Genomic DNA, 10884 nt, shown 5'->3' with positions numbered 1-10884 from the left:
TGCGCGGCGACTTCGTGCCCGACGCGGTGAACGTGCAGGCCGCCGGGCCGGTCTCGGACGAGCTGCAGCCGTGGATCCCGCTGGTCTCCCGGCTCGGCACGATCCTGACCGCGGTGGCCGGCGGGGTGCCGAGCCAGGTCGCGGTCGAGGTGCGCGGCGACCTGGCCGCGGTCGACACCTCGATCCTGCAGCTCGCCGCCGTCCGCGGGATCTTCGGCGGCGTCATCACCGACGCCGTCACCTTCGTCAACGCGCCGGCGCTGGCCGCCGAGCACGGCCTGACCCTGACCAGCGTCTCGACCGAGGAGATCGGCGACTTCCGGTCCTCGGTGCGGCTGCGGGCGGCGATGGCCGACGGCAGCCAGCGGACCGTCTCGGGCACCCTGTCCGGGCCCCGCCAGGTCGCCAAGCTGATCGAGATCAACGGCCGGCACTTCGACCTGCGGGCCGAGGGCGACCTGCTGGTGTTCGCCTACGCGGACCGGCCGGGCGTCATGGGCACCATCGGCGCGCTGCTGGGCGAGCAGCAGGTCAACATCGAGGCGGCGCAGCTGTCGCAGGAGCTGGACGGCCACGCCGCGATCATGGTGCTGCGGGTGGACCGCATCCCGGACCAGGCCCTGCTCGACCGCATCGGTGACGCGATCGAGGCGATCCAGGTGCGGGGCATCCCGGCCGGGTGACCGCCCGGGCACACGCAGGTCACACGGACGGTACCCTTTGCCGGTTTGAACGGCGCGAGAGAGGTCAACGATGAAGCTGGCGGTCATCCCTGGTGACGGCATCGGTCCGGAGGTGGTGGCCGAAGGTCTCAAGGTCCTCCGCGGGGTGGTCCCCGATGTCGTGACGAACGAGTACGACCTGGGCGCGGCCCGCTGGCACCGGACCGGCGAGCTGCTGCCGGACTCGGTGCTGCGCGAACTGCGCGAGCACGACGCGATCCTGCTCGGCGCGGTCGGCGACCCGACGGTCCCGTCCGGGATCCTGGAGCGCGGGCTGCTGCTGCGCCTGCGCTTCGAGCTGGACCATCACGTGAACCTGCGCCCGGCCCGGCTGTACCCGGGGGTGCCCGGGCCGCTGGCCGGGGACAAGGCGATCGATCTGGTCGTCCTGCGCGAGGGCACCGAGGGCCCGTACGTCGGCAACGGCGGCATCCTGCGCAAGGACACCCCGCACGAGATCGCCACCGAGGTCTCGCTCAACACCTACTTCGGCGTGGAGCGGGTCGTCCGGGACGCGTTCGAGCGGGCCGCGCGCCGGCCGCGCCGGCACCTGACCCTGGTGCACAAGACCAACGTCCTCACCCACGCCGGGCAGCTGTGGAGCCGGGTCGTGGAGGAGGTGTCCATGGAGTTCCAGGACGTCGCCGTCGCGTACTGCCACATGGACGCCGCGATGATCTACCTGGTCACCGATCCGGGCCGGTTCGACGTCGTGGTCACCGACAACCTGTTCGGCGACATCTTCACCGACCTGGCCGCCGCGGTGTCCGGCGGCATCGGCCTGGCCGCGTCGGGCAACCTCGACGTCTCCCGGGCCAACCCGAGCATGTTCGAGCCGGTGCACGGCAGCGCGCCCGACATCGCCGGTACCGGAACCGCCGACCCGACGGCCACCGTGCTGTCGGTGGCCCTGCTGCTGGACCACCTCGGGCTGCCCGAGGCCGCCCGCCGGGTGGAGGCGGCCGTCGCCTTCGACCTGGCCACCCGGCAGAGCGGGTCCGTGGCCCGGACCTCGGCGATCGGCGATCGCCTCGCCGCGCTCGCCTCCAGCTGACCCGTCTTCCGTGAGAGTGCCGTGACCATGACTGCCCCGATCGCCCCGCCGGTGCGGTCCGCCCTGCGCCGCACCTCGCCGCTCGGTGACGCCTTCCACGTCTTCGACACCACGCTGCGCGACGGTGCGCAGCGGGAAGGCATCACCTACTCGGTGGCCGACAAGATCGCCGTCGCCACCCTGCTCGACGAGCTCGGCGTCGGGTTCATCGAGGGCGGCTGGCCGGGCGCGATGCCCAAGGACACGGAGTTCTTCGCCCGGGCCGCGGCCGGCGAGCTGGCGCTGACCACGGCCAAGCTGGTCGCGTTCGGCGCCACCCGCAAGGCCGGGGTGCGGGCCGACGCCGACCCGCAGGTGCGGGCCCTGCTCGACTCCGGGGCCGAGGTGATCACCCTGGTCGCCAAGTCCGACGTCCGGCACGTCGAGCGGGCGCTGCGGACCACCCTGGACGAGAACCTGGCCATGGTCGCCGACACCGTCCGGCTGCTGGTCGACGAGGGGCGCCGGGTCTTCCTGGACTGCGAGCACTTCTTCGACGGGTACGCCGCCGACCGGGATTACGGCCTGCGGGTGGCCGAGGCGGCCGTGACCGCCGGCGCGGACGTCGTCGTGCTGTGCGACACCAACGGCGGGATGCTGCCGATGGGCGTCGCGGAGGTCGTGCGGGACGTGGCGGCCCGGGGCGGTTTCCGCATCGGCATCCACTGCCAGGACGACACCGGCTGCGCCGTGGCCAACACCGTGGCCGCCGTGCAGGCCGGCGCGACCCACGTCCAGTGCACGGCCAACGGCTACGGGGAGCGGGCCGGCAACGCCGACCTGTTCGCGGTCGTCGGCAACCTGACCACCAAGATGAACCTGCCGGTGCTGCCGGACGGCGCGCTGGCCGAGATGATGCGCGTCTCGCACGCCCTGGCCGAGCTGGCCAACATCGCGCCGAACACGCACCAGGCGTACGTCGGCTCGTCGGCGTTCTCGCACAAGGCCGGCCTGCACGCGTCGGCGATCAAGGTCGACCCGGATCTGTACAACCACCTGGATCCGACCCGGGTCGGCAACGACATGCACATCCTGATCACCGAGATGGCCGGGCGGGCGTCGGTCGAACTCAAGGCCAAGGAGCTGGGCGTCGACCTGGCCGGCCGCCCTGAGGCGGTGGGCCGGATCGTCGAGGCGGTCAAGGAGCGCGAGGCGGCGGGCTGGTCGTACGAGGCCGCCGACGCCTCGTTCGAACTGCTGATCCGCGACGAGCTGGCCACGGCCGACGCGAACGCGGCCGGCCTGCCGCCGGCCGCCCGGCCGTTCACCCTCGAGTCGTACCGGGTGATCGTGGAGAACAGCGGCGGGTCGGTGAACAGCGAGGCCACCGTCAAGGTGCACGTCGGCGGCCGGCGGATCATTGCCACCGCCGAGGGCAACGGCCCGGTCAACGCGCTGGACTCGGCGCTGCGCAGCGCCGTCGCCGACCAGTACCCCGAGCTCAACGAGGTCGAGCTGATCGACTACAAGGTGCGCATCCTGGCCGGGCACGCGGGCACGGACTCGATCACCCGGGTGCTGGTCACCAGCGCGACCGTGGGCGCGCCCGGCCCCGAGGAGTGGACGACCGTCGGCGTGCACGCCAACGTCGTCGAGGCGTCCTGGCAGGCGCTGGTCGACGCGCTGGTGTACGTGTTGCCCACCACGCCCGCGACCGGCCCCTGACCGCGACCGGCACCGGCCGCCCGCCCGGCGGACCGGCCGCGCCGACCCCACCGGCCGCGGACCGACCGGCTGCGAACCGGCCGACCCCGAACCGACCGACCGCGATCTGACCGACCGAACCGACCGACCGCGACCGCACCGGTCGCGCCGAGCTGAGGAGTCTCATGCGTCTGGCCCGCATCGCCCATCCCGACGGCGTGGCCTTCGCGGCCGTCGACGGCCCGGACGGCGGCGAACAGCGGGCCCGGGAGATCGCCGACCACCCGTTCGGCGCCCCCGAGTTCACCGGGAAGTCCTGGCCGCTGGCCGACGTCCGGCTGCTCGCACCGATCCTGCCGTCCAAGGTGCTGTGCCTGGGCCGCAACTTCCGCGACCACGCCGCGGAGATGGGCAACCCGGTGCCGACCAGCCCGATCCTGTTCATGAAGCCGTCCACCAGCGTCATCGGGCCGCATGCCCCGATCCGGCTGCCCGCCTCCTCGAACCGGGTGGACTACGAGGGCGAGCTGGCCGTCGTGATCGGGCGACCCTGCCGCGACGTCAAGGCCGACGACGCCGCCTCGGTCATCCTCGGGTACACGGTGGCCAACGATGTCACCGCCCGCGACCAGCAGAAGGCCGACGTCCAGTTCACCCGGGCCAAGAGCTACGACACGTTCTGCCCGCTCGGCCCGTGGATCGAGACCGAACTGGACCCGTCCGACCTGCGGATCACCACCGAGCTCGACGACCGGGTCGTGCAGGACGGGACCACCGCCGACATGGTCTTCTCCATCGGTGAGTTCCTGGAGTACGTCAGCGGCGTGATGACGCTGCTGCCCGGTGACGTCCTGCTGACCGGCACCCCGGCCGGCGTCGGCCCGATGACGGCCGGCCAGAGCATCTCGATCACCGTCGAGGGCATCGGCACCCTGACCAACCCCATCCAGGCCCGCTGACGCCCTCGCCCACCGCCCCCACCCCGGACCGCGCTGACCCCCCCGGGACCGCGCGGATCAACAACGCGAGTGCGGACGAAGTCGTCGACTCCCGTCCCTCCCGTCACATCGGGCGGCTGTTGATCCGCGCCGGAGTTGTTGATCCGCGCGGAAGGAGGCCGGGTCGGGGGGTGGCGGGGCGATAGGGTCGGTCTGCCATGACACAGACACCTTCCGCGGGGGGTCGGGCGGGGTCGCGCCCGGTCCGCGCCCGCTTCTGCCCATCGCCGACCGGCACCCCGCACGTCGGGCTGGCCCGGACCGCGCTGTTCAACTGGGCGTTCGCCCGGCACCACGGCGGCACCTTCGTGTTCCGGATCGAGGACACCGACGCGGCCAGGGATTCCGAGGAGTCCTACCTCGCCATCATCGACGCGTTGACCTGGCTCGGGCTGGACTGGGACGAGGGCCCGAACGTCGGCGGCCCGCACGCCCCGTACCGGCAGAGCCAGCGGGGCGACATCTACCGGGAGGTGGTCGCCGAGCTCGTCGCCGCGGGCCACCTGTACGAGTCCTACTCGACCGCCGAGGACGTGACCGCCCGCCACCTGGCCGCGGGGCGCGATCCCAAGCTCGGCTACGACAACTACGACCGCACCCCGGATCCCGAGCTGGTCGCGGCGGCCACCGCGGCCGGGCGGGCGCCCGTCCTGCGGCTGCGGATGCCGGACCGGGACATCGGCTTTCACGACCTGGTGCGGGGCGACATCACCTTCCCGGCCGGCACCGTGCCGGACCCGGTGCTCGTCCGCGGCACCGGCGAGCCGTTGTACACGCTGGTCAACCCGGTCGACGACGCGCTCATGGGCATCACCCACGTCCTGCGCGGCGAGGACCTGCTGCCCTCGACCCCGCGCCAGATCGCGCTGTACGAGGCGTTGATCGACATCGGGCGGGCGGAACTGGTGCCCGAGTTCGGGCACATGCCGTTCGTCACCGGCGAGGGCAACCGCAAGCTGTCCAAGCGCGACCCGCAGTCCAACCTGTTCCAGTACCGCGAGGACGGGTTCATCACCGAGGGCATGGTCAACTACCTGGCACTGCTGGGCTGGTCCCTGCCGGTGGTCGCCGGTGAGGACCGGGACGTCTTCAGCCCGGCCGAACTCGTCGCCGCGTTCGACGGCAACCGGATCTCCGGCAACCCGGCCCGGTTCGACCGCAAGAAGGCGACCGCGATCAACGGCGCGCACATCCGCCTGCTCGCGCCGGACGAGTTCGCCCGCCGGCTGGGCGAGTACCTGCAGGCCAGGAGAGTCCTCCCGGCCGAGCCGGCGCCCGCCCAGCTCGAGCAGGTGGCCGCGGTGGCCCCACTCGTCCAGGAGCGGTCCGCGCTGCTGTCCGAGGCGGCCACCATGGCCGGGTTCCTGTTCGCCGGGGAAGCCTTCGCCGTCGACGAGGCCGCCGCGGCCAAGGTGCTCAAGGCGGACGCCGGTCCCGTGCTGGAGGAGGCGATCGCGGCCGTCGACACGGTCGGGGAGTTCACCGCCGCCGCCCTGGAGGCCGAGCTGAAGACCCGGCTGATCGACACTCTGGGGCTCAAGCCGCGGGTCGCCTTCGGGCCGGTCCGGGTGGCCGTGACCGGCCGGACGGTCTCGCCGCCGCTGTACGAGTCGATGGAGCTGCTCGGCCGGGACGTGTGCGCCGCCCGGCTGCGGGCCGCGCGGGCGGCGTTGCCGGCCGGTGCCTGACGCGGGGATCCGGACCGTCCTGTTCGACGTCGACGACACCCTCGTCGACTTCGCCGGGGCGGCCCGCGCCGCGCTGGCCGAGGTCGTCGTCGCCGCCCTGGGCGGCGATCCGCCGGACGCGCCGGGTGGCCGTGGGACGGCGCGCGGCGACCTCGTGGCGGCCGCCCACCTGGCCTGGCACCAGGTGTCGGAGCAGGAGTACTCCCGCTTCACCGCCGGCGAGCTGACCTTCGACCAGATGCGGCTGAGCCGGATGGCGGCGTTCCTGCGGACGATCGACCGGCCGGGCGCCCGCCGGCTGGACCACGAGCTGATGGAGCAGCGGCGCAACGACGCGATCATCGGCCACTTCCGGGTCTTCGACGACGTGCCGGTCGCGCTGGCCCGCCTGCGGGCGGCCGGGATCGCGGTGCACGTCCTGTCCAACAGCGACGGGGCCTACCAGCGGGCCAAGCTCGCCGCCGTGGGTCTGGGCGACCTGGGCGCGGACGGTTTCTACTCGGGTGAGCTGGGTGTCGCCAAGCCCGACCCCCGGATCTTCACCCTGGCCGCGGCCCGGCTCGGTCGGGCGCCGGGCGAGCTGGCCTACGTCGGGGACCGCTGGGAGGTCGACGTCCTCGGCTCGGCCGCGGCCGGGCTACGGCCGGTCTGGCTCGACCGGCCCGGCCACCGGACGGCCACCGGGACCGGCCCCGGACCGGCTCCCGCGGTGGACCCGGCACCGCCGGACGGGGCGGTGCCGGTCACCCGGATCAGCACCCTGGGCGAGCTCGTCGTCGACTCGGGTGGACTGCATTTGGGCCAAGGGGGATCGGACCGGTAGTATTCTTTGCCGGTGCCTCGCCCGGTTCGCCGAGCGAGATACCCAGTGGGGTATGGTGTAATTGGCAACACTAGGGATTCTGATTCCCTCATTCTAGGTTCGAGTCCTAGTACCCCAGCGCGTGAACGGGCAGTGCAGTGCCGCCCGGTCGTGTAACATGTTCGAGGCTCGGCAAGGACGCCGGTCACGAACGTTCTAGGGCCCCGTCGTCTAGCGGCCTAGGACGCCGCCCTCTCACGGCGGTAGCGAGGGTTCGAATCCCTTCGGGGCTACGCAGTGCACAGGCCGGACGCCCAGCGTCCGGCCTGTTGCCGTTTCCGGGCCCGGCGCGTGCGTCCCCCATCGCCGATGCCCGGGTGTCCGAGATCACACGGGCCGATCGTCGCCGACCGGCGGCCTCACAGCGCGGCGCTCAGGCTCCGGGCGGCCTCGATCAGATCGTCGGCCCACCGCGCCCCCGGTTGCCGGCCGATGCGGTCCACCGGGCCGGAGACCGACACGGCGGCGATCACCCCGCCGCCGGACGCGTGCACGGGCGCCGAGACCGACGCCACGCCGGCCTCCCGCTCGGCCACCGACTGGGCCCAGCCGCGCCGGCGGACCAGGTCGAGGGACCGCTCGGTGAACGTGGCCTGTGCCAGGACGGCGCGCCGGTAGCCCTCGTCGGCCCAGGCGGTCAGCACCTGCGCGCCGGACCCGGCGGTCATCGGCAGCCGGGCGCCGAGCGGCACGGTGTCGCGCAGGCCCGAGGACGGCTCGGCGACGGCCACGCAGACCCTCGACAGCCCGTCGGCCCGATAGACCTGGACGCTCTCCCCGGTCCGGTCCCGCAGCCGGGGCAGCACGCCGGACGCGGCGACCACCAACGGGTCCGGCGCCCCCGCAGCCAGGGCGGCCAGGGCCGGTCCCTGGCACCAGCGGCCGCCGGCATCACGGGCCAGCAGCCCGTGCACCTCGAGCCCGACGGCCAGCCGGTGGGCGGTGGCCCGGGGCAGGCCGGTCGCTCCGCACAACTCGGCCAGCGACAGCGGGGTCGCGGCGGCGGCGGTGAGCACGGAGACGGCTTTGTCGAGCACGCCGATGCCGCTATGCTGTCCCACGAAGCGATACTAGATTCCCACATGTTGAGATGTCCACCCGGCCGCCGATAGCCGGGGCATCGGTGGGAAGTGGCGGTCGCCGGTGGTGTGCCGCACGGAACAGGAGATCAGGCAATGGGGCTCACGCTGGCCGAGAAGGTCTGGAACGCGCACGTCGTGCACTCGGCGGAGGGCGAGCCCGACCTGCTCTACATCGACCTGCATCTGATCCACGAGGTCACCAGCCCGCAGGCGTTCGACGGGCTGCGCCAGGCGGGGCGCCCGGTGCGCCGCACCGACCTGACGCTGGCCACCGAGGACCACAACGTGCCGACCCTGTTCACCGAGACGGAGGACGGCGGCGCCGGGGGCAAGCGGAGCCGCAACCTGCTCATCGACGATCCGGTCTCCCGCACCCAGGTCGAGACCCTGCGGCGCAACTGCGCGGAGTTCGGCGTCCGGCTGTTCCCGATGGGCGACCTCGAGCAGGGCATCGTGCACGTGGTCGGTCCGCAGCTGGGCATCACCCAGCCGGGCATGACCATCGTCTGCGGCGACTCGCACACCTCCACCCACGGAGCGTTCGGCGCGCTGGCCTTCGGCATCGGGACCAGCGAGGTGGAGCACGTGCTGGCCACCCAGACGCTGCCGCTCAAGCCGTTCAAGACGATGGCGATCACCGTCGAGGGCGAGCTGGCCCCGGGCGTGACGGCCAAGGACATCATCCTGGCCGTCATCGCCAAGATCGGCACCGGCGGCGGCCAGGGCTACGTCCTGGAGTACCGCGGCGACGCGATCCGGGCGCTGTCCACGGAAGGCCGGATGACGATCTGCAACATGTCGATCGAGGCCGGGGCCCGGGCGGGCATGATCGCCCCGGACGAGACCACCTTCGACTACGTGGCCGGGCGCGAGCACGCCCCGAAGGGTGAGCTGTGGGACCAGGCCGTTGAGTACTGGCGGTCCCTGCGCACCGACGACGACGCGACGTTCGACGCCGAGGTGGTGCTGGACGGCAGCGCCCTGACCCCGTTCGTCACCTGGGGGACCAACCCGGGACAGGGCCTTCCGCTGGGCGACACCGTGCCGGACCCGGACGCGATGACCGACGACAACGAGCGACTGGCCACCGAGAAGGCCCTGGCCTACATGGATCTGACCCCGGGCACGCCGCTGCGTCAGATCCACGTCGACACCGTCTTTCTCGGCTCCTGCACGAACGGCCGGATCGAGGATCTGCGGGCGGCGGCGGACATCCTGCGCGGCCGCCGGATCGACCCCACCCTGCGGATGCTCGTGGTGCCGGGCTCGATGCGGGTGCGCGCGCAGGCCGAGGAGGAGGGGCTGGACCAGGTCTTCCTGGACGCCGGCGCCGAGTGGCGCAGCGCGGGTTGCTCGATGTGCCTGGGCATGAACCCCGACCAGCTCGCGCCCGGTGAGCGCAGCGCGTCCACCTCCAACCGCAACTTCGAGGGCCGGCAGGGCAAGGGCGGGCGGACCCACCTGGTCTCCCCGCTGGTGGCCGCCGCCACCGCGGTCCGCGGCACCCTGTCCTCCCCGGCCGATCTCGAGCCGGTCCCGGCCCCGGTCTGAGCCGCGGCCCCGGCCCGCCGGCTCACCCCTTCCCCAGACGATTCCCACTCCACCGAAACGGGAGACAACGATGGACGCCTTCCACACCCACACCGGGATCGGCATCCCGCTGCGCCGGACCAACGTGGACACCGACCAGATCATCCCGGCGGTCTACCTCAAGCGGATCACCCGAACCGGTTTCGAGGACGGGCTGTTCGCGGCCTGGCGCAACGACTCCTCGTTCGTGCTCAACCAGCCCGAGTTCCGGGCGGGCTCGGTGCTCGTCGCCGGGGCCGACTTCGGTACCGGATCGTCGCGGGAGCACGCGGTTTGGGCGCTCATGGACTACGGGATCCGGGTCGTCATCTCGCCCCGGTTCGCCGACATCTTCCGGGGCAACTCGGCCAAGGCCGGGCTGGTGGCCGCCCAGGTCACCCAGGACGAGGTCGAACTGCTCTGGAAGCTGCTGGAGAACGAGCCGGGCACCCCGGTGACGGTCGATCTGGAGAAGCAGACGATCACCGCCGGGTCGCTGGTCATCGAGTTCCAGATCGATCCCTACATCCGCTGGCGGCTGCTCGAGGGCTGGGACGACATCTCGCTGACCCTGCGGCACGCCGACGAGATCGAAAATTTTGAGCGCTCCCGGCCGGCCTACAAGCCGGTCACCCGGTAGCCGGGCCCGGTCCCGTCGTCCGGCGAGAATCCTTGGTCGGCAACCGCTTTCACCTCCCACGGCGGGCTCCCGGCCCGGTCCGGCCGCCCCGGCCGGGCCGGCCGGGGAGCTGAGAACCGTTAGCCCGCACAGCATCCTGGGCGCGCCACACTGGCGCTTTCGCCCATTTGCGCCTACCGTGAGCCACCAATCGGCCCCCAACGTGCCGCGGGCCCGAGGTGCCCGGGAGGGACAGTGAACAAGACCGACCTGATCAACCAGCTCGCTGAGCGGTTGGACGGTGACAAGAAGAAGGCCCAGGTCGCGGTCGAGGGGATGATCGACCTCATCCAGCGCGAGGTCCAGAAGGGCCGCAACGTCTCGATCTCCGGCTTCGGCGTCTTCGAGAAGCGTGCCCGCGCCGCCCGCACCGCCCGCAACCCGCGCACCGGCGAGGCCGTCAAGGTCAAGCGCACGAACGTGCCGGCCTTCCGTCCCGGCAAGTACTTCAAGGACGTCATCGCCGGCACGGTCAAGCTGCCCAAGCCGACCGGTCAGGTGCTGACCGCCCGCGCGGCCGCGGCGCAGGCCCGGGCCGTGGCGGCCG

General features: G+C 72.5%; 10 protein-coding genes and 2 tRNA genes. 11 read left to right on the top strand and 1 reads right to left on the bottom strand.

The window, feature by feature from the left end:
- The 8 genes from ACOJUF_RS11855 to ACOJUF_RS11820 all read left to right on the top strand — a co-directional run.
- Positions 1-683: ACT domain-containing protein (locus ACOJUF_RS11855; protein ID WP_420122050.1), on the top strand; the 683-nt coding region annotated here is incomplete at its 5' end.
- 70 nt (positions 684-753) lie between these two features.
- The gene (locus ACOJUF_RS11850) at positions 754-1776 is read left to right on the top strand and encodes a 3-isopropylmalate dehydrogenase (protein ID WP_420122049.1); all 1023 of its coding nucleotides are present in this window, start codon (positions 754-756) and stop codon (positions 1774-1776) included.
- A 27-nt stretch (positions 1777-1803) separates the two neighbouring features.
- Positions 1804-3480 carry a citramalate synthase gene (gene cimA, locus ACOJUF_RS11845; protein WP_420122048.1) on the top strand — a complete coding sequence of 559 codons (1677 nt, stop codon included), beginning with the start codon at positions 1804-1806 and terminating at the stop codon, positions 3478-3480.
- A gap of 164 nt (positions 3481-3644) precedes the next feature.
- On the top strand, positions 3645-4418 hold the full coding sequence (locus tag ACOJUF_RS11840; RefSeq protein WP_420122047.1) for a fumarylacetoacetate hydrolase family protein: 774 nt from the start codon (positions 3645-3647) through the stop codon (positions 4416-4418).
- Between the two features lie 197 nt (positions 4419-4615).
- Complete coding sequence (gene gltX / locus ACOJUF_RS11835) at positions 4616-6145, top strand: glutamate--tRNA ligase (RefSeq protein WP_420122046.1); 1530 nt, start codon at positions 4616-4618, stop codon at positions 6143-6145.
- The gene (locus tag ACOJUF_RS11830; RefSeq protein WP_420122045.1) at positions 6138-6968 is read left to right on the top strand and encodes an HAD family hydrolase; all 831 of its coding nucleotides are present in this window, start codon (positions 6138-6140) and stop codon (positions 6966-6968) included. Before gltX ends, ACOJUF_RS11830 begins: the two co-directional genes overlap by 8 nt.
- Positions 6969-7014: 46 nt before the next feature.
- Positions 7015-7086, top strand: a tRNA-Gln gene (locus tag ACOJUF_RS11825).
- Positions 7087-7167: 81 nt separating this feature from the next.
- Positions 7168-7240, top strand: a tRNA-Glu gene (locus ACOJUF_RS11820).
- 126 nt (positions 7241-7366) lie between these two features.
- On the opposite strand, the gene ACOJUF_RS11815 is transcribed toward ACOJUF_RS11820, so the two are convergent.
- The gene (locus tag ACOJUF_RS11815; protein ID WP_420122044.1) at positions 7367-8068 is read right to left on the bottom strand and encodes an IclR family transcriptional regulator; all 702 of its coding nucleotides are present in this window, start codon (positions 8066-8068) and stop codon (positions 7367-7369) included.
- A gap of 114 nt (positions 8069-8182) precedes the next feature.
- Between ACOJUF_RS11815 and leuC the strand changes: the two genes are divergently transcribed.
- The 3 genes from leuC to ACOJUF_RS11800 all read left to right on the top strand — a co-directional run.
- On the top strand, positions 8183-9640 hold the full coding sequence (leuC, locus tag ACOJUF_RS11810) for a 3-isopropylmalate dehydratase large subunit (protein ID WP_420122043.1): 1458 nt from the start codon (positions 8183-8185) through the stop codon (positions 9638-9640).
- 70 nt (positions 9641-9710) lie between these two features.
- The gene (gene leuD, locus ACOJUF_RS11805) at positions 9711-10298 is read left to right on the top strand and encodes a 3-isopropylmalate dehydratase small subunit (protein ID WP_420122042.1); all 588 of its coding nucleotides are present in this window, start codon (positions 9711-9713) and stop codon (positions 10296-10298) included.
- A gap of 234 nt (positions 10299-10532) precedes the next feature.
- Positions 10533-10884, top strand: a 352-nt coding sequence (locus ACOJUF_RS11800; protein ID WP_420122041.1) for an HU family DNA-binding protein, incomplete at its 3' end; no start/stop codon positions are given.

The organism is Nakamurella sp., from assembly GCF_048594475.1.
In the GTDB taxonomy this organism is placed as follows: domain Bacteria; phylum Actinomycetota; class Actinomycetes; order Mycobacteriales; family Nakamurellaceae; genus Nakamurella.
Note: the sequence above shows the minus strand (reverse complement) of the source record. Positions and strands in the feature narration are given on the sequence as shown.

What these genes read in the sequence shown, in the direction of transcription:
- leuD (WP_420122042.1), top strand. Translation starts at nt 9,711, where the DNA reads ATGGACGCCTTCCACACCCACACCGGGATCGGCATCCCGCTGCGCCGG.
- leuC (WP_420122043.1), top strand. Translation starts at nt 8,183, where the DNA reads ATGGGGCTCACGCTGGCCGAGAAGGTCTGGAACGCGCACGTCGTGCAC.
- cimA (WP_420122048.1), top strand. Translation starts at nt 1,804, where the DNA reads ATGACTGCCCCGATCGCCCCGCCGGTGCGGTCCGCCCTGCGCCGCACC.
- ACOJUF_RS11850 (WP_420122049.1), top strand. Translation starts at nt 754, where the DNA reads ATGAAGCTGGCGGTCATCCCTGGTGACGGCATCGGTCCGGAGGTGGTG.
- ACOJUF_RS11840 (WP_420122047.1), top strand. Translation starts at nt 3,645, where the DNA reads ATGCGTCTGGCCCGCATCGCCCATCCCGACGGCGTGGCCTTCGCGGCC.
- gltX (WP_420122046.1), top strand. Translation starts at nt 4,616, where the DNA reads ATGACACAGACACCTTCCGCGGGGGGTCGGGCGGGGTCGCGCCCGGTC.